This window comes from Azospirillum sp. INR13 (genome assembly GCF_015390205.1).
Lineage (GTDB): Bacteria > Pseudomonadota > Alphaproteobacteria > Azospirillales > Azospirillaceae > Azospirillum.
The window spans coordinates 37,243-55,000 of the sequence record NZ_VUOI01000025.1 but is presented as its reverse complement, the minus strand read 5'-3'; the positions used below and the strand labels follow the sequence as shown (position 1 = coordinate 55,000).

The following is a 17,758-nucleotide window of genomic DNA, read 5'->3' as shown; positions in this document are numbered from 1 at the left end:
CACCAGAAAAGCCTTGGGTTTCCTGCCATCGAGCAGGGAGCGCTCGCCGACCAGATGCGGCGGGCCTCCAAATCGGTGTGCGCAAACCTGGTTGAAGGCTTTTCAAGACAACAGTGGTCGAAAACAGAGTTCCGGCGATACCTGCACATGGCGATCTCGTCAGCCGACGAGATGAGGCTGTGGTGCCGCTATTGCCTGGACCTCGGCTATGTGGACCAGGAAACTTGGCAGGCATGGCGTGACGGCTTCCAGGAAGTCGCCCGCATGCTCCAGGGTCTGGGCAAAGCTGAACGCCACTGACGTCTGCCGTCTGGCATCTGTCCTCTGAGTGGTAGCGGAGCGTTCCGTAAGCCTGCGAAGGGTGTCCGTGAGGCCGCCTGGAGGTATCGGAAGTGAGAATGCTGACATGAGTAGCGACAAACAGTGTGAGAAACACTGTCGCCGAAAGTCCAAGGGTTCCTGCGCAAGGTTAATCCACGCAGGGTGAGCCGGCCCCTAAGGCGAGGCCGAAAGGCGTAGTCGATGGGAACCACGTTAATAGTCGTGGGCCTGGCGGAGGTGACGGATCGGAAAGCGTGTATGTCCTTATCGGATTGGACATGCTGTGGACCGGTTCCAGGAAACAGCCCCGCCGTATAGACCGTACCCCAAACCGACACAGGTGGACTGGTAGAGTATACCCAGGCGCTTGAGAGAATGGTGTTGAAGGAACTCGGCAAATTGCCCTCGTAACTTCGGAAGAAGAGGGCCCTATGGGTGGGCAACCACCTGTGGGGGGCACAGACCAGGGGGTAGCGACTGTTTACTAAAAACACAGGGCTCTGCGAAGCCACACAAGGCGACGTATAGGGTCTGACGCCTGCCCGGTGCCGGAAGGTTAAGAGGAGAGGTGCAAGCCTTGAATTGAAGCCCCGGTAAACGGCGGCCGTAACTATAACGGTCCTAAGGTAGCGAAATTCCTTGTCGGGTAAGTTCCGACCTGCACGAATGGCGTAACGACTTCCCCGCTGTCTCCAACACCAACTCAGCGAAATTGAACTCTCCGTGAAGATGCGGAGTTCCCGCGGTCAGACGGAAAGACCCCGTGCACCTTTACTACAGCTTTGCAGTGGTGCTAGGGACTTCATGTGTAGGATAGGTGGGAGGCTTGGAAGCCCGGGCGCCAGCCCGGGTGGAGCCAACCTTGAAATACCACCCTTGAAGTCTCTGGCATCTAACCGTGGCCCGTGATCCGGGTCCGGGACCCTGCATGGCGGGTAGTTTGACTGGGGCGGTCGCCTCCCAAAGTGTAACGGAGGCGCGCGATGGTGGGCTCAGAGCGGTCGGAAATCGCTCGTCGAGTGCAATGGCATAAGCCCGCCTGACTGCAAGACTGACAAGTCGAGCAGAGACGAAAGTCGGCCATAGTGATCCGGTGGCTCCACGTGGACGGGCCATCGCTCAACGGATAAAAGGTACGCCGGGGATAACAGGCTGATGACTCCCAAGAGTCCATATCGACGGAGTCGTTTGGCACCTCGATGTCGGCTCATCACATCCTGGGGCTGGAGCAGGTCCCAAGGGTTCGGCTGTTCGCCGATTAAAGTGGTACGTGAGCTGGGTTTAGAACGTCGTGAGACAGTTCGGTCCCTATCTGCCGTGGGTGTCGGAGTTTTGCGAGGATCTGTCCCTAGTACGAGAGGACCGGGATGGACATACCTCTGGTGCACCGGTTGTCACGCCAGTGGCATGGCCGGGTAGCTAAGTATGGACGGGATAACCGCTGAAAGCATCTAAGCGGGAAACCCACCTCTAAACCAGAGCTCCCTTGAGAGCCGTGACAGACCATCACGTCGATAGGAGGCATGTGGACGGGCAGCAATGCCTGAAGCTAAGCCTTACTAATCGCTCGATCGGCTTGATCTCACCCCACAAACCGCGCCATGCGCAGCAGCAAGCCTGCTTGGAAAGGCCCTGCTTGACGCAACGCCGCCGGTTCGATACTCCTCAATCACTTGCACTGAACAGCGATACGCTTCGGAACAGCGTCGGTCTTGAGCCTTGGTGACCTGGTGGTCATGGCGAGGTGTCAAACACCCGATCCCATCCCGAACTCGGCCGTGAAAAGCCTCCGCGCCAATGGTACTTGCGTCTTAAGACGTGGGAGAGTAGGTCGCCGCCAGGTCACTCAGGCTCAAGAGACGTCAAACCGAAGCACAAATCGCCGGCATCGTCACGACATCCATCACCCTATATGAGAGACATCCGCGGGGTGGAGCAGCCCGGTAGCTCGTCAGGCTCATAACCTGAAGGCCGCAGGTTCAAATCCTGCCCCGCAACCAAATCTACAAAAAAGGCCCGCCGAGCTTGCGCTCGGCGGGCTTTTTGCTGTCTTCGACCCGGACGCCTCGGTAGCAGCAAACGCGTTGCATGGTTTCAAGTGAAACGATATGGTTGGGCAAACCGATCAATGCGGCCTATCGGGACGATGCTTCGGCGGAGGCCGTGCCTTGGGAGAAACGGGATGTCCAAGAACTTTGCCTCGCATGCCGACCTGGAGGAAAAGGCGGTCAGCTTCGACCGGCTGTCCGACAACGCCTATGCCTATACGGCGGAAGGCGATCCCAACACCGGCATCGTCATCGGCGACGATGCGGTGATGGTGATCGACACGCAGGCTACGCCGGTGATGGCGCAGGATGTCATCCGCCGCATCCGCGAGGTCACCGACAAGCCGATCCGCCATGTCGTGCTGTCGCATTACCATGCGGTGCGCGTGCTGGGCGCGTCCGGCTATGCGCCGGAGCAGATCATCGCCAGCGAGGACACCCGCGACCTGATCGTCGAGCGCGGCGAAGCCGACATGGCGAGCGAGATCGGCCGCTTCCCTCGCCTGTTCCGTGCCGTCGAATCGGTCCCCGGCCTCACCTGGCCGACCATCACCTTCCGCGGCCGGATGACGATGTGGCTGGGCTCGCTGGAGGTGCAGTTGCTGCAACTCGGCCGTGGCCACAGCAAGGGCGACACCGTGGTGTGGCTCCCGCAGCAGAAGATTCCTGTTCTCCGGCGACCTCGTCGAATACGGCGCCACCCCCTATTGCGGCGACGCTTATTTCAACCCATTGGCCGGCCGACGCTCGACGCCATCGCCGCGCTGAAGCCGGAAAAAGCTGGTGCCCGGCCGCGGCGCCGCCCTGACCACGCCGGAACAGGTGGAGGAGGGGCTGCGCGGCACCCGCGCCTTCACCAGCGAACTGTTCGAACTGGTGAAGCAGGGCGTCGCCGCCGGCAAGGATCTGCGGGCGATCTACAAGGACACCTACACCGCGCTGAAGCCGAAGTTCGGCCATTGGGTGATCTTCGACCACTGCATGCCCTTCAACGTCACCCGCGCCTATGACGAGGCGACGCAGTATCCCGATCCCCGCATCTGGACCGCCGAGCGCGACCTGGAGATGTGGCGCCAGCTGGAGGGCTGACGCCACTGGCCTCATCAGGGCGTCAGGATCAGGCGGACATGGCGCTTGCGGCCGGCCGACAGGACGGCGGTGGCCGTGAGCGCCGCCGCCTCGTCGGTCACCGTTCGCCGTCCAGCCGGGCGCCGCCCTCGCGGATCAGGCGGCGCGCCGCGCCTTTCGAGGCGCACAGGCCGGCCGCCACCAGCGCGTCGACCAGCGGCACGCCATCGGCCCCCTCGCGCTGCAGGCGATCTCCGGCAGGCCGTCGCCGTCCGCTGCGAAGGGGGAGCCGGCAGCCGCAGCCGCCTTTTCGGCCTCTGCCGCCCCGTGGCACAGGCGGGTGGCCTCGGTCGCCAGGACGATTTTCGCCTCGTTGATCTCGGGACCCCTGCAGCCGCCTCCAGCCGGGCGATCTCGTCCAGCGGCAGTTCGGTGAACAGGCGCAGGAAACGGCCGACGTCGGCATCCTCGGTGTTGCGCCAGAACTGCCAGAAGTCGAAGGGGCTGCGCGCATCGGCGTTCAGCCACACCGCGCCGCCGGCGGTCTTGCCCATCTTGGTGCCCGAGGCGGTGGTCAGCAGCGCGTGGTCAGGCCGAACAGCTCGCGCCGCTCCACCCGGCGGGCCAGCTCGATGCCGTTGACGATGTTGCCCCACTGGTCCGACCCGCCCATCTGCAGCAGGCAGCCGTGCCGCCGCGACAGCTCCAGGAAATCATAGGCCTGGAGGATCATGTAGTTGAACTCCAGGAAGGTCAGCGGCTGCTCGCGCTCCATCCGCTGGCGCACGGAGTCGAAGCTCAGCATGCGGTTGATGGTGAAATGGCGGCCGACGTCGCGCAGGAAGGGCACGTAATCCAGCCCGTCCAGCCAGCCGGCATGTCCACCATCACCGCGTCGGCCGGCCCGTCCCGAAAGTCATGTACTGGCCGAAGACGCGGCGCAGCCCGGCGGAGTTGGTGGCGATCTGCGCGTCGTCCAGCATCGGCCGCGTGGTGTCGCGGAAGCTGGGATCGCCGATCTTGGTGGTGCCGCCGCCGATCAGCACGATGGGACGGTTGCCGGTGCGCTGAAGCCAGCGCAGCGCCATGATCGACAGCAGATGCCCGACATGCAGGCTGGCCGCCGTGGCGTCGAAGCCGACATAGGCGGTCAGCACGCCGCCCGGCGCGGCGCCGGCAAGGCCGACAGGTCGTCGGCCGGGTCGCTGCACTGATGGAGGAAGCCGCGCTCGCGCAGGATGTGCAGGAAATCGGCGGCACTGGATTTGGAAGACATGGGAAAAGACATGGGACAGGTCTCTTGCGGATGGACCGTTGCCGTCCGGAGACTGTCTCTGTCGGGGAGAAGACCATGGCCGCCGGACTTGCGACGGCATGGTTTCGGGTATGACCGATCGACGCCGCGCTATGTGAGCGGCGGATAATACATCGGAGCGGTGAGGGCGATGCGGTCGGTCATGCGATCTTCCCTACACCGGGTAGCCGGGTAGATCCACCCCCGACAGGTCAATGCTGCCAACCGCTCAGCGCCTGCCGAGCAGCTGGCGGCGGGCGAGCGCGCGGTGAAGCTTGCATCCGCTGGGACACGGTGCGGGGGCGGGCGCCGCGGATTCCGGGGGCGAACAGCCCGTCCAGATTCTGCCCGAACATCTCCCAGCTGCGCAGCGGCCCGGTGTCGATGTGCAGGAAATGCGAGCGCGGATACCAGCCGACGCCGCCGCGCTTGAGCTCCAGCGCGCTGCGATGCGCATCGGCAGGCGCGAGGGGAGCGTGATGTCCAGCGCGCGCCCAGCAGATGCTGGCTGTGCTCGGCCACGCCCAGGCTGCGCGCGGCCAGCATCGCGTTGGTCTCCGGCGTGCGGAAGGCCGACAGGATGGTCGCCTTGCTCTGCCCGACCGCCTCCATGATGTCGGCGAGGAAATCGAGCGTGCCGACGTCGATCGGCCCCTCCTTGTTGGCGCGGTGGTCGCGCAGCAGCTTGGAGAGGTCGGCCATCGCGTCGGGCAGCGGACCGGAGGCGTCGCGGTAGGGCCCTTCGAAGGTCTCGCCGGTGTGCTGGTTCCTGAGGCTTGAGGCGGCGGGGTGCCGCGGGCGCGGCCAGTGCGCGGTCCGACATCAGGACGAGCGCTCCGCAGCCGATCAGCAGGCTTCGGCGCTTCAGGGAGAGGGGCGAGGAGGACATGGAGGGGGCAGGTCTTTCAGCAGGGCACCGTCACGTCAACAAAATGGAGAGCGATTCGCAAATGCAAAGTGGCGGAGCATGGCCCGGCTGCGCGGAAAGCAGGGGGCCTCCGCCGCTCACAGCAGGCGCTGGCCTTGAAGCTGGTGTGGCGCCCACCCTTGCCGATCACCAGATGGTCGTGGACGATCAGCCCGATCGCGTTGGCTGCGCGCACGATCTCCTTGGTCATCTCGATGTCGGCCCGGCTGGGGGTGGGATCGCCGGAGGGGTGGTTGTGGACCAGGATTACGGCGGCTGCGGACAGTTCCAGTGCCCGCTTCACCACCTCGCGCGGATAGACCGGGGTGTGGTCGATGGTGCCGCGCTGCTGCACCTCGTCGGCGATCAGCGTGTTCTTGCGGTCGAGGAACAGCAGGCGGAACTGCTCCGTCGGCTCATGCGCCATGGCGGCGGAGCAATAGTCGATCAGCGCCTGCCAGGAGGCCAGAACCGGCCGGTCGATCACTCGCTGCTGCAGGGCGCGCAGGGCGGCGGCCCCGACGATGCGGACCGCGGCGACGGCGTTGTCGGTGCCGAGCGACACGCCCTCCGCCTTCACCCGCGCAGCCGTTCCGGCGGTGCGTTGACCACGCCCCACAGGTTGCCGAAGGTCCGGATCAGCAGCTTGGCCAGCGGCTTCACGTCGCGCCGCGGACTGACGGCGAACAGCACCATCTCCAGCAACTCGTAATCCTCCAGCGCGTCGGGTCCGCGGTCGAGGAAGCGGCGGCGAAGCCGCTCGCGATGGTCGATGTAGTGAGGATCGTCGCCGCCGGCCTCGTCGCTGGTTTCTCCCGCGGTTCCGGAAGCGGTCCCGTCGGCCGCATCGCCGGGGAAGAGGGTGTCTCCGGCTCCCTCCACCTCCACGCCCGCAGCGGCGGTCGAGGACAGCAGTCCGGGAAAGGGAAGGAGACCGGCGGTCATGCCTGCATCGTCCAGTTCCGTTCCGTTCCGCGTGTTTCCGGCCTTCCGGCTGCGTCCCGTCGTCTTGCGTTCTGCCATCGATCATCGCCATGCATATGTATGGCGATGACTATAGCCTCTCGGCGCGCGAGCGCACAGGGGTGCCGCTCGCGCGTTTGGAGAGGGGCGGGTCGGGTCAGTCGGCGAGGCCGGCTTTCCGGTCGGCCTGCCGGTCAGGCAGCATGCGGCCGAGAACGCCATCGCGGCGGACGAGATGGTGCCACAGCGCGGCGGCCATATGCAGCGCGGCCAAAGCGAGGATCAGGTTGGCGGCAAGTTCGTGAATCTCCTTAACCGAACGGCCCAAATTGCGGTCGGCGGCGACCGTGACGGAATGGAGAAGAGGCCGAAGAAGGTCAGCGTATCGCCGCGCAGCCAGGTCAGCGCCACCCCGATCAGCGGGACCGCCAGCATCAGGGCGTAGAGCCCCAGATGAACCAGATGGGACGCGCCGCGCTCGGCCGGCGTCATGGTGGGTGGCAATGCGGGGATGCCGCGGACAAGGCGCAGCCCCAGCCGCGCCAGGACCAGCCCGAGCAGAAGCAGGCCGAAGGAGATGTGCAGCCACCAGATCGTGGCGCGCATCGGGTGTCCGCGTTCGTAGAACTCCTCGCCGAAGGTCAGCAGGTAGAGGCCGACGATGAGAAGGGAGATCAGCCAGTGCAGGGATTTCTGGGCCGGACTGTAGGCGGTGACGGTCATGGCGATGCTCCGGATGGAGGGGAGAGTCGCCGTCCGGTCTAGACCGCCAAGCTTACGTGCCGCTTACAGCCCGCCCGCCGCGTCGGCTTTGGCCGTCTCTGCGTCAGTCCGCCGCAGCTGGAGGGGAAAGCGCAGGGTGAAGGTGCCGCCGCCGCCCGGCGTGTCGGCGACGGCGACGCTGCCGCCATGCGCGGCCATGGTGCGCGCGACGATGGAAAGCCCGAGCCCGGCGCCGCCGGAGTCCGTGCGCTCCGTGCTCTGGTCGCGGCCGCCCTGCCAGAAGCGTTCGAAGACGCGGGACCGAAGGGCCGGCGGAATTCCGGGACCGCGGTCGATCACCCGCAGCAGCGGTTCGCCCGTGGCGGAGACCGCGACCTCGATGCTGACCGTGCTGTCGGCGGGGGCGTGGCAGACGGCATTCTCCACGAGGTTGCGCAGGGCGCGGAACAGCGGGTCGTGGGCGCCGCGCACCGGCAGGGGATCCTCCTGCCCGACGACCTCGATCCCACGGCGCCTGTCCAGGGCCAGCGGGGCGATGTGGGTCGCGACCTCCACTGCGAGCGCGGTCAGGTCGACGGTGTCGCCCGGCGCGATCCGCAGGGCGTCCAGCCGGGCGAGGTCGAGCAGCTGGTCCACCAGCCGGGTCATGCCGGCGACATCCGCCCGGATCGGGGCACCGGGCGTGCCGATCAGCGCCAGATGCGCGTCCAGGACGGCCAGCGGCGTGCGCAGTTCGTGCGCGGCGTCGGCGATGAAGCTGCGCTGGGCCCGATAGCCGGCTTCCAGCCGGTCCAGCGCCTGGTTCACCGCGCGGACCAGCGGCAGGACCTCGCGCGGCATGCCCTCTTCCGGCAGGCGCTCCGACACGCTGTCCGGCCCGATCGCGGCGGCGCCGGCCGATGCCCGGCGCAGGGGCCGCAGTCCGCGATGGATGATGACGAGGTTGACCAGGATCAGAACCAGGGCGAAGGGCAGCCAGATCCAGCCGAAATGCTCGACGAACTCCTCCAGCAGCCACTCTATGTGCAGCTCCTCCTCGCCGGAGACCACCTGGATCCACAGGCGGCGGCCGTCGACCTCGATGCGGCGGCTCAGCCCGTAGAGCGCCGGTTCGCCGTCGCGCGCCGGCACCCGGAAGACGGCGTGAGACCGGTCGGAGCCGGTCGGGTCGAGCGGGCCCGACACCCCGTCGGAGCCGAGGAGCAGCCGGCCGTCCCCGTCGACGATGGCGAAGGAGGCGGCGTTCACCCGCAGCATCGCGCGGACGGAGTCGGGCAGGGCGGTGACGAGCCGGTCGTCCGGTCCGCGCACCGCCTTCTCGATCATGCGGGCGACGCCGGACAGGGTGCGCTGGCGCATCCGGTCGTGGGTGTCCTTGAATTCGACATAGAGCAGCAGCGCCGTGGTCGCGACCGCCAGCAGCGTGACCAGAACGAGCCAGCGCGCGATGGCGGCCATCAGGGAGGGCGGCTGCCTGCCGGTCATCCGCCGCTTTCCACGCCGCTGCCCCCATCGGTTCCGGGCGGGTCCTCGATCAGGATGTAGCCGATGCCGCGCAGGGTCTGGACGCCGGCGCTGGCGCCCGCCGCCTGCAGGCGCTTGCGCAGCCGGTGGATCAGCACCTCCACCGCGTTGGAGCCGACCTCCTCGCCGAAGCCGTAGAGGCCGTTCTCCAGCGCCGCCTTCGACACCACGCGGCCGGCTCGGCGCAACAGCAGTTCCAGCGCGTCCAGCTCCCCGCCGGCTGAGGTCCAGCGGCCGGCCGCCGACGGTCGCCAGCCGGCCGGTCGAATCGAGGGCGATGTTCCCGAGTTGCAGCACCATCCCCAGTGCCGCCCCCGGCCGGCGCAGCAGGGCGCGGATGCGCGCCACCAGCTCTTCCAGTGCGAAGGGCTTCAGCAGGTAGTCGTCGGCCCCCAGGTTGAGGCCTCGCACCCGGTCGTCCACCGCGTCGCGGGCGGTCAGGATCAGCACCGGGGTGGGGTCGGCCTTCGCTCGCAGGGCGGACAGCAGGGTCAGCCCGTCGGCATCGGGCAGGCCGAGGTCGAGCAGCACGGCGTCGAAGCCGGCGACCGCCAGGGCGGCCGACGCCTCCTCCGCGCTGTGGACGGGGTCGACGGCGAAGCCGGCCTTGCGCAGCCCCTCCGCGGTCAGGGACGCGAGCCGGCGGTTGTCTTCGATCAGCAGCAGCCGCAAGGCGGGGGCCTTCAAGAACCGGTGGGGAGGTGGGGTGCCCTGCCGCGACTCTCCGCCTTTTGTGCCGCCGCCGCAAGCCGAGCCAAGAAAACGGGCCTTTCCCCACAGATGGGGAAAGGCCCGTTTCCGTCGTCGGGACGCGGTCAGACGATCGCGGTGTCCGGGATGGTGCCGGTCAGCACGGCGCGGACATTGTCGGCGATCATGTGGCCGGTGCGGACGCGCGCCTCGTCGGTGGTGGCGCCGATGTGCGGGGTCAGGATCAGGTTCGGCACGCCCTGGAACGGGTTGTCGGCCGGCAGCGGTTCCGTCGCGAAGACGTCCAGCAGGGCGCCGCCGAGATGGCCGCTCTTCAGCGCCGCGGCCAGCGCCGCCTCGTCGACGATGCCGCCGCGGGCGACGTTGACCAGGATGGTGCGGGCTTCAGCCGGGCGATCACCTCGGCGCCGACCAGATTGTGGGTCTCCGGCGTGTAGGGCAGGTGGAGCGACAGCGCGTCGGCACTGTCCCAGATGCGGTCGAACGACACCTTCTCGACGCCCATGCGGGCCCAGACCGGATCGTCGGCCGGCACATGCGGGTCGGCGGCGATCACCGTCATGTCCAGCCCCTGGGCGCGGCGGGCGACATGGCGGCCGATACGGCCGAAGCCGACGATGCCCAGCGTCTTGCCCGACACCTCGCGCCCGATCAGCCGGCCGCGCGGCCATTTGCCGGCGGCCACGTCGGGCGTGGCGAAATAGGTGGTGCCGCGCACCAGCATCATCAGGCCGGCGATGGCCAGCTCCGCCACCGACACCTCGTTGGCGCCGGTGGCGGGCAGGACGGCGATGCCGCGCTCCCGGCAGGCCGGCACGTCGATGTTGTCCAGCCCGACGCCCAGCCGGCCGACCGCCTTCAGCTTGGGGAAGGCGTCGAAGAAGGCGCCGCGGATCTCCGTCTCGTTGCGGATGCAGATGGCGCGGGCGTCCTGGCCCATCGCATACAGCTCGTCCAGGCGCTTGTAGAGCGTCTCGTCGTAATGGACGTCGAAGTCGCGGCGCAGATCGTCGACGGCGCTCGGCTGCATGAATTCGGAAATGATGATGTCGGGCATGGCGGAAGGCTCGATCAAGAGGGAGGGTCAGAGCGTGATGCCGGCGGCGTCGAGATAGGGCTTGAGGTTCAGCAGCTCGATGGTGGTCTCGCCGGCTTCCAGCTTGTGGCGGTAGGCCTCTTCCGCGGCCTCGCGGGCGGCGGCCTTCTCCAGCGTGTCGGCGGCCAATGCCTGGGGCACCACCACCACGCCGTCGTCGTCGGCGACCACGATGTCGCCGGCCGACACCATCACGCCGCCGCAGACGATCGTCGTGTTGATGTCGCCCTTGGCGTCGGTCTTGTTGGTGCCCTTCATGTTGGTGCCGCGGCAGAAGACGGGGAAGCCCATGTCGCGGATGGCGACCGCGTCGCGCACGCAGCCGTCGATGACCAGTCCGCCCAGGCCGCGGGCGATGGCAGACGCGGTCAGCACGTCGCCCCAGGGGCCGGCGTCGGTCATGCCCTTGAAGTCGACGACCAGGATGTCCCCCGGCTTCGCCAGCGCCACCGCGATGTGGATCATCAGGTTGTCGGTCGGCCCGCAGGATACGGTCAGCGCCGGCCCGCACAGCCGCATGCCGGGGAACAGCGGCTTGATCGGGTGGCCCATGGCGCCCTTCTTGCCCATCGCCTCGTGCAGGGTGGCGGGGGATTGGGCGCGCAGAGCCTCCACCGTCGCGGCGTCGGGGCGGACGAAATCCTTGTGAACGGTCATGCCGGGAACAGCCTTTCGGGAATGAGCGGCGAACGGACGGATTCGTCCCGGATGCGCCGTATGGCGGGTGAAGCTCGATAGATGGACAAGTAATAGAATATTTATAGGTAGCTGAAAATATCGAAACGGTGGTTGATCGGCGGAAAATCGCCTCTACGATGGGCGTGCCGCAAGAAGGCGCCGGCTTGGCGTCTGACGATCGATAAAAAGCAATTGAAAGATGCCGCATCCGCCTGGTCGGCGATCCCGGGTTGGTCCCGGCTGTTCAGCGGATGAGAACCGAAGGAGTCGATGTATGGATACGAACGCGCGTCCCGCCGTGCGGGGTGGATCGACGGGAACGGCCGCCGATCCGCTCGGAACCGGGCGGTTCGGTGCCCTTTCGCGCGGACTGCGGCGGCGTGCCGCCCGGCTGGCCGGTGCCGCCGGGATTGCCGCCTCCGCGCTGGCTGCGGCCTTCGGGCTGGCGGGGCCGGGTGCGGCCTGGGCGGCCTATCCGGAGAAGCCGATCACCCTGATCGTCGGCTATGCGGCCGGCGGCGGATCCGACTTCATCGTCCGGTCGCTCGCCCCCTTCATCGAGAAGGAATTGGGCGGCAGCACCCGCGTCATCGTGATGAACCGTCCCGGCGCGGGCGGCGAGATCGGCTTCGCCGCCATCGCCGACGCGGCCCCCGACGGCTACACCATCGGGCTGATCAACTCGCCCAACGTCGTGACGATTCCGATCGAGCGTCAGGCCCGCTTTTCGCTGGACCGGCTCGACCCGCTCTACAATCTGGTCGACGACCCGGTTCCTTCGTCGTCCACAAGGACAGCCCCTACCAGACGCTGGCCGACGTCGCCGCCTTCGCCAAGGCCAACCCCAACAGTGTGACGGTCGGCACCACCGGCATCGGATCGGACGACCATCTGGCCATGCTGATGTTCCAGCGACTGACCCAGAGCCGGCTGACCCATGTGCCCTTCCCGGGCAGTGCCGACGCCCACCGCGCGCTTCTGGGCCGGCACATCCAGGTGACCTCGATGAACATCGGCGAATCGGCGCGGGCGCGCGAAGGCGACCCGATCCGCATCCTGGGCGTGATGACCGAGGAGAGGTCGGCCCAGGCCACGGACGTCCCGTCCTTCAAGGAACTGGGATTCGACGTGAAGATGGCGTCGCTGCGCGGTCTTGCCGCACCTGTCGGGCTGCCGCCGGACATCCGTGCCAAGCTGGTGGATGCCATCGGCAAGGCCGTCCTGCATCCGGAATTCCAGGAGATCGCCCGCAAGGCCTATCAACCGCTGCGCCTGCTGCCCCCCGACCAGTATGCGGCGGAACTGAAGGTCCAGGAGGCGACCTTCCGCACCATGTGGAAGGAGACGCCCTGGCTGAAATGAGGGGCTGAGATTTCCTTGAACGGGTTTCGGCCGTCATTCCCGCGAAGGCGGGAATCCAGCAGGTTCAGCCGCTTCAATGCGGAGCATCCTGGATCCCCGCCTTCGCGGGGATGACGCAAAGTCCCCTTTATTCCAGAGCCTTAATATTGCTCTCAGTTGTGTGAACGCCCTAGCGCCTTCGCGGGGATGACGGCCGAGAAACGCAAGCTTTGACGCTGGAATGGAAAAGGGCGCCGGCAGATCGCCGGCGCCCTTTCTTCTCGCGTCAACCTTGCGCAGGTCTTACTTCAGCCAGGGGTTCGTGGCCCACAGCTCGCGCAGTTCCTTGGTCGACTCGGCCAGTTCGGCGGCATACTTCTCCGGCGGCAGCAGGCGCACCGGCTGGTACAGATCCTTCGCCTTGGCCTGGAAGCCCGGGTCGTTGGCGGCCTTGTCCAGCGCGTCGACCAGCTTGGTGCGGACATCCGGCGGCAGCCCCTTCGGGGCGGCGATGCCGCGCAGCGACGACATCAGCGCGTTGAAGCCCTGGTCCTTGAAGGTGGCGACGTCGGGAGCCTGCTCCACCTTCTTATCGGCCATCACGCCCAGGACGGCGATCGGGTCCTTCTGCTTGTACTGCATCGCCTCGCCGATGTTCACGGCGCTCAGCATGATCTTCTTGTTGGCCAGCGCCGCTTCGTTGGCGGCGGAGCCCTGGAAGGGCACATGGGTGAAGGTCACGCCGGCCTGGCGCTGGAACACCAGCATCGCCAGATGGTCGTCGGAGCCGATGCCGGTGGTGCCGACCGTCACACTGTTGGGGTTGGCCTTGGCGAAGGTCACCACGTCGGTCAGCGTCTTGAACTGCCCTTCGTTGTGGACCGCGAAGGAGCTGGGATCGTCGACCAGATTGTAGAGCGGGTCGAGCCGGTCCAGCGAATAGCGGGCCTGGCGTTCGATCGGGATGGCGTTGACGTTGGGCGAGTTGATGGCGCCGATGGTGTAGCCGTCGGGGCCGAATCGGCGATGGCGGCGAAGCCGATCTCGCCGCCCGCGCCGGGCTTGTTCACCACCTCGACGCGGGAGCCGTCGCCCAGCTGCTTCTCAAGGAAGGGCGCCAGGGCGCGAATCAGCAGATCGGTGCCGCCGCCGGCGCCGAAGGCCACGATCATCGTGATCGGCTTCTCCGGATAGGCCGCCTGGGCGTTCGTGGCCGACATGAACATCGCACCGGCCGCAGCCGCCAGAGTCAGAGACTTCCAGAACTTCATGATCCCCCCTTCGATGATGCACTGCGCAGGGCGGGCCGGAGTCGGCATGCCATGCGCGGAACGGGGCGGAGTCCGGTCCGGTCCGGCACGAATCGGCACGATCCCGGCGGGATCGGCTGTAATCGTGCGCGGCGGCGGGCCAGATGCCGCTGAATATCTGAGGATGTTCCTACATCAGCAAGAACACGCCTTCAACTCCGCAGCATACGATTTCGCGTCGTCGCGTCAATACACCGCAGAATATTGCGAAGGATTGGTGAATGAGATGTGGGCCTGCAAATAAATACTGTGTATTGGCTCAAGTGGTGGGTGATTTTTGTTGGGAGCGGCTTGCGTAGGGCAAGTCGAGAATCCCTGTCAGGCAGTCGTCTTCCGCTCACCACCCATCGGCGGCGTCTAACGCCCGGTTGTATATCTTCCATACCATTTACCGGATCGCCCGCGCATCCTCTCTTTATTGGAGAACATAACGGGGTATCGTGTCTCGGAGATATGCGTCGCGTCTTCCGACTCCCGCCTCTGTCGTTCCGCTCATGCGGGCGCGGCGCAAAAGGCGGTCGGCGGCGGCCATCGTTTCGGAGCATTCCCGGGCGTTGACAGTCGGTGGGCACCGCACTATGGTGCGCGCCTTCAATCGAGCCGCCGAGCGTTCAGGAACAGCATCATGAAAATCGTCAACTCCCTGAAGTCGATGAAGACGCGCCACAAGGCCTGCCGCGTGATCCGCCGCAAGGGCCGCGTCTACGTCATCAACAAGCAGAACCCCCGTTTCAAGGCCCGCCAGGGCTGATCGATCCGCAAGGATCGATCGACTGCGAGGCCGGGCATCGCGCCCAGCCTCTCCGTCATCGGGTGTTTACGCAAGAGCCGCGCCTTCGGGTGCGGCTCTTGCGTTTTCAGGTGCCTGCATCCCGGTCGCCGCATCGTCTTGTCTTAGGATCGCGGCGGATGGTACGTGTGGCGGACGAGTTCGCCGCAACGGGATAAGGACCGCCCGCCATGAAGATGCCGGTGCCGGACAGCGGGGTGATCGCCCGCCGCCGGGAGATCGTGGAGGCGCTGCGCGCCATCGTTCCCGGCGAAGGCGTGATCGTCGACGAGAACGAACTGCGCGCCTATGAATGCGACGGGCTTACCGCCTATCGCCAGCTGCCGATGGTCGCCGTCCTGCCCAGCACGGTGGAGCAGGTGTCGCAGGTCCTGAAGGCCTGCAAGGCGATGGGGGTGAAGGTGGTGCCGCGCGGGGCCGGCACCTCGCTGTCCGGCGGCGCCCTGCCGCTGGCCGACGGCGTGCTGCTCGGCATGGGCAAGTTCAAGCGCATCCTCGACATCGACTATGCCAACCGCTGCGTCACCGCGCAGCCGGGGGTGACCAACCTCGGCATCTCCAACGCGGTCGCGCATGAGGGCTTCTATTACGCCCCCGATCCGTCCAGCCAGATCGCCTGCACCATCGGCGGCAACATCGCCGAGAATTCCGGCGGCGTGCACTGCCTGAAATACGGGCTGACCACCAACAACGTGCTGGGGCTGGAGATGGTGCTGATGGACGGCACCGTCATCCGGCTGGGCGGCAAGCATCTGGACGCCGGCGGCTACGACCTGATGGGGATCATCACCGGGTCGGAGGGGCTGCTCGGCGTGGTGACCGAGGTCACCGTGCGCATCCTGAAGAAGCCGGCGACCGCCCGTGCGGTGCTGCTCGGCTTCCCCAGCAGCGAGCAGGGCGGCGACTGCGTGGCGGCGATCATCGCCGCCGGCATCATCCCCGGCGGCATGGAGATGATGGACCGCCCCGCCATCCACGCGGCGGAGGCCTTCGTCCATGCCGGCTACCCGCTGGATGTCGAGGCTTTGCTGATCGTCGAGCTGGACGGCCCGGCGGCGGAGGTCGACCACCTGATCGACCGGGTGGAGGCCATCGCCCGCGACAAGGGCGCCTGCTACGCCCGCGTGTCCAAAAGCGAGGAGGAGCGGCTGGCCTTCTGGGCCGGGCGCAAGGCCGCCTTCCCGGCGGTGGGGCGGATCAGTCCCGACTATTACTGCATGGACGGTACGATTCCGCGCAAGGCGCTGCCGCTGGTGCTGCAGCGGATGCAGGAGATGTCGGACCGCTGCGGCCTGCGCGTCGCCAACGTCTTCCATGCCGGCGACGGCAACCTGCATCCGCTGATCCTCTACGATGCCAACAAGCCGGGCGAGCTGGAGGCGGCGGAGGCGTTCGGCAACGACATCCTGCGCCTGTGCGTCGAGGTCGGCGGCGTGCTGACCGGCGAGCATGGCGTGGGCGTGGAAAAGCGCGACCTGATGACCGACCAGTTCGACGAGGCCGATCTGCAGCAGCAGCAGCGGTTGAAATGCGCCTTCGACCCCGACGGTCTGCTGAATCCCGGCAAGGTCTTCCCCACGCTGCACCGCTGTGCCGAACTCGGCCGGCTGCACGTCCACCAAGGGGAACTGCGCTTCCCCGACATCCCGCGCTTCTGAGGGGCCGTTGTCCGCCATGACCATCACCACCTTGAAGCCGGAGACCGCCGCGCAGGTGACCGCCGCGGTGCGCTGGGCTCTGTCGGCCGGCGAGCCGCTGGAGATCCTGGGCAGCGGCAGCCGCCGCGGGCTGGGCCGCCCGGTGCAGGCCGGCCACGCGCTCGACCTGTCGGGCCTGTCGGGCGTCATCGCCTATGAACCGGAGGAACTGGTGCTGACCGCGCTGGCCGGCACGCCGATGGCGACGATCCGCAGGATGCTGGCCGAACGCGGGCAGCATCTGGCTTTCGAGCCGCCCGAGGGAGGAACCTTGGGCGGGCTGGTCGCCAGCGGGCTGGCCGGGCCGCGCCGCATCTCCGCCGGTTCCGCCCGCGACCACACGCTGGGAATCGCCGGGGTCAGCGGCCGGGCGGAGGCCTACAAGGGCGGCGGCAAGGTGGTGAAGAACGTTACCGGCTATGACGTGCCCAAGCTGATGGCGGGCTCCTTCGGCACGCTGACCGCGCTGACCGAGATCACGGTGAAGGTGCTGCCGGCGCCGGAGGATACCGCGACGCTGCTGCTGTTCGGGCTGGACGACGCGGCTGCGGTGGCGATGCTCGACCGCGCGCTGCGCAGCCCCTACGAGGTGTCGGGCGCCGCCCATCTGCCGGCAGGGATCGCCACGCGGTCGGGCGTGTCCGCCGTGGCGGGGGCGGGCGGAGCGGTGACGCTGGTGCGGCTGGAGGGCTTCGGCCCGTCGGTTGCCGCGCGCGTCACCATGCTGCGCGAGGAACTGCGGGCGGATGCGGTGCTGGGGCGCGACGGGTCGCTGGCGATCTGGCGCGAGGTGAGGGATGGGGGGTGGTTGGGGGAGGTGGTCGCCGACGGCCCCCTCCCCAACCCTCCCCCGCCTTCGGCGGGAGAGGGGGCCTTGCCGACGACGGCCCAATCTCCCTCCACCGCTCCAGCGGGGGAGGGTCGGGGAGGGGGCAACCGCGGCGACACTCCCCACCTCTGGAAAACTCTCCGTCCCCCCTTCGACTGGCCCTTCGACCGTCGACGCCATCCGCCGCAAGCTCGACATCGAGGCTTTCTACGACTGGGGCGGCGGCTTGGTCTGGCTGGCGGCGCCGCCCGACTCGGGCACAACCATCCGAAGCGCACTCTCCGCCGGTGGACACGCCACGCTGGTGCGGGCGCCGGAGGCCGTACGCGCCGCGACGGACGTGTTCCAGCCCTTGCCCGAGCCGCTGATGGCGCTCAGCCGCCGCGTCAAGGAAAGCTTCGACCCCAAGGGCATCCTCAACCCCGGCCGCATGTATGCGGGGCTGTAACGGGAAGACC

The 17,758-nt window shown here is 67.3% G+C and carries 15 protein-coding genes, 1 tRNA gene, 2 rRNA genes and 6 pseudogenes (1 of these 24 cut by a window edge); 10 read left to right on the top strand and 14 right to left on the bottom strand.

The features are described from left to right. The 4 genes from F1643_RS16835 to F1643_RS16820 form a co-directional block, all read left to right on the top strand. Positions 1-1,905, top strand: a 23S ribosomal RNA gene (locus F1643_RS16835); it begins 1,285 nt to the left of the window's first position. 142 nt (positions 1,906-2,047) lie between these two features. Then, positions 2,048-2,164: ribosomal RNA gene (gene rrf, locus F1643_RS16830) — 5S ribosomal RNA — on the top strand. Between the two features lie 81 nt (positions 2,165-2,245). Next, positions 2,246-2,321 (top strand) — tRNA-Met (locus F1643_RS16825). A gap of 182 nt (positions 2,322-2,503) precedes the next feature. Then, complete coding sequence (locus F1643_RS16820; protein WP_255542915.1) at positions 2,504-3,379, top strand: MBL fold metallo-hydrolase; 876 nt, start codon at positions 2,504-2,506, stop codon at positions 3,377-3,379. 93 nt (positions 3,380-3,472) lie between these two features. Here the strand turns inward: F1643_RS16820 and tyrS are convergent. From tyrS to F1643_RS16780, 12 genes and pseudogenes are all read right to left on the bottom strand, one after another. Further along, positions 3,473-4,725, bottom strand: a pseudogene (gene tyrS, locus F1643_RS16815) (tyrosine--tRNA ligase). 218 nt (positions 4,726-4,943) lie between these two features. Next, positions 4,944-5,171 carry a DUF882 domain-containing protein gene (locus F1643_RS23630; RefSeq protein ID WP_255542921.1) on the bottom strand — a complete coding sequence of 76 codons (228 nt, stop codon included), beginning with the start codon at positions 5,169-5,171 and terminating at the stop codon, positions 4,944-4,946. 109 nt (positions 5,172-5,280) lie between these two features. Beyond that, positions 5,281-5,451: pseudogene (locus F1643_RS23625) on the bottom strand (DUF882 domain-containing protein); the annotation flags it as partial. Positions 5,452-5,750: 299 nt separating this feature from the next. After that, positions 5,751-6,661, bottom strand: a pseudogene (gene radC, locus F1643_RS16805) (DNA repair protein RadC); the annotation flags it as partial. A 97-nt stretch (positions 6,662-6,758) separates the two neighbouring features. Further along, on the bottom strand, positions 6,759-6,929 hold the full coding sequence (locus F1643_RS21790; protein WP_206692536.1) for a cytochrome b/b6 domain-containing protein: 171 nt from the start codon (positions 6,927-6,929) through the stop codon (positions 6,759-6,761). Then, positions 6,884-7,324 carry a cytochrome b gene (locus F1643_RS16800; protein ID WP_206692535.1) on the bottom strand — a complete coding sequence of 147 codons (441 nt, stop codon included), beginning with the start codon at positions 7,322-7,324 and terminating at the stop codon, positions 6,884-6,886. Before F1643_RS16800 ends, F1643_RS21790 begins: the two co-directional genes overlap by 46 nt. Before the next feature lie 63 nt (positions 7,325-7,387). Continuing rightward, positions 7,388-8,809, bottom strand: a complete 1,422-nt coding sequence (locus F1643_RS16795) for an ATP-binding protein (RefSeq protein WP_194914377.1) — start codon at positions 8,807-8,809, stop codon at positions 7,388-7,390. Continuing rightward, a complete protein-coding gene (locus F1643_RS25030; protein WP_370540660.1) occupies positions 8,806-9,015 on the bottom strand; it encodes a helix-turn-helix domain-containing protein in 210 nt (69 codons plus the stop codon). Before F1643_RS25030 ends, F1643_RS16795 begins: the two co-directional genes overlap by 4 nt. Positions 9,016-9,241: 226 nt before the next feature. Beyond that, positions 9,242-9,520 (bottom strand): annotated as a pseudogene (locus tag F1643_RS25025) (response regulator); the annotation flags it as partial. Positions 9,521-9,663: 143 nt separating this feature from the next. Continuing rightward, entirely contained in the window at positions 9,664-9,795 is a 132-nt protein-coding gene (locus tag F1643_RS23620) for a hypothetical protein (protein ID WP_255542922.1), read from the bottom strand. Positions 9,796-9,822: 27 nt separating this feature from the next. Next, positions 9,823-10,589, bottom strand: a pseudogene (locus F1643_RS16785) (hydroxyacid dehydrogenase); the annotation flags it as partial. A gap of 54 nt (positions 10,590-10,643) precedes the next feature. Beyond that, entirely contained in the window at positions 10,644-11,312 is a 669-nt protein-coding gene (locus tag F1643_RS16780) for a 4-carboxy-4-hydroxy-2-oxoadipate aldolase/oxaloacetate decarboxylase (protein ID WP_194914376.1), read from the bottom strand. 295 nt (positions 11,313-11,607) lie between these two features. On the opposite strand from F1643_RS16780, the gene F1643_RS25020 reads away from it, so the two are divergent. Both F1643_RS25020 and F1643_RS25015 read left to right on the top strand, forming a co-directional pair. Then, complete coding sequence (locus F1643_RS25020) at positions 11,608-12,189, top strand: tripartite tricarboxylate transporter substrate-binding protein (RefSeq protein WP_370540652.1); 582 nt, start codon at positions 11,608-11,610, stop codon at positions 12,187-12,189. Beyond that, complete coding sequence (locus F1643_RS25015) at positions 12,144-12,695, top strand: tripartite tricarboxylate transporter substrate binding protein (RefSeq protein WP_370540659.1); 552 nt, start codon at positions 12,144-12,146, stop codon at positions 12,693-12,695. Before F1643_RS25020 ends, F1643_RS25015 begins: the two co-directional genes overlap by 46 nt. Positions 12,696-12,977: 282 nt before the next feature. On the opposite strand, the gene F1643_RS16770 is transcribed toward F1643_RS25015, so the two are convergent. Next, the gene (locus F1643_RS16770) at positions 12,978-13,634 is read right to left on the bottom strand and encodes a tripartite tricarboxylate transporter substrate binding protein (protein ID WP_370540658.1); all 657 of its coding nucleotides are present in this window, start codon (positions 13,632-13,634) and stop codon (positions 12,978-12,980) included. After that, complete coding sequence (locus F1643_RS23615; RefSeq protein WP_255542914.1) at positions 13,526-13,945, bottom strand: hypothetical protein; 420 nt, start codon at positions 13,943-13,945, stop codon at positions 13,526-13,528. Before F1643_RS23615 ends, F1643_RS16770 begins: the two co-directional genes overlap by 109 nt. Positions 13,946-14,609: 664 nt before the next feature. Here F1643_RS23615 and ykgO point away from each other — a divergent pair. The 4 genes and pseudogenes from ykgO to F1643_RS25010 all read left to right on the top strand — a co-directional run bounded on the left by ykgO (position 14,610) and on the right by F1643_RS25010 (position 17,748). Further along, positions 14,610-14,735 (top strand): type B 50S ribosomal protein L36, encoded by a 126-nt coding sequence (gene ykgO / locus F1643_RS16765; RefSeq protein WP_012973122.1) that lies wholly within the window; start codon positions 14,610-14,612, stop codon positions 14,733-14,735. A 209-nt stretch (positions 14,736-14,944) separates the two neighbouring features. Further along, the gene (locus F1643_RS16760; protein WP_194914375.1) at positions 14,945-16,432 is read left to right on the top strand and encodes an FAD-linked oxidase C-terminal domain-containing protein; all 1,488 of its coding nucleotides are present in this window, start codon (positions 14,945-14,947) and stop codon (positions 16,430-16,432) included. 16 nt (positions 16,433-16,448) lie between these two features. Next, positions 16,449-16,763, top strand: a pseudogene (locus tag F1643_RS23610) (FAD-binding protein); the annotation flags it as partial. A 505-nt stretch (positions 16,764-17,268) separates the two neighbouring features. Beyond that, positions 17,269-17,748 carry an FAD-linked oxidase C-terminal domain-containing protein gene (locus tag F1643_RS25010; RefSeq protein WP_370540657.1) on the top strand — a complete coding sequence of 160 codons (480 nt, stop codon included), beginning with the start codon at positions 17,269-17,271 and terminating at the stop codon, positions 17,746-17,748. The last annotated feature ends 10 nt before the right edge of the window (positions 17,749-17,758 follow it).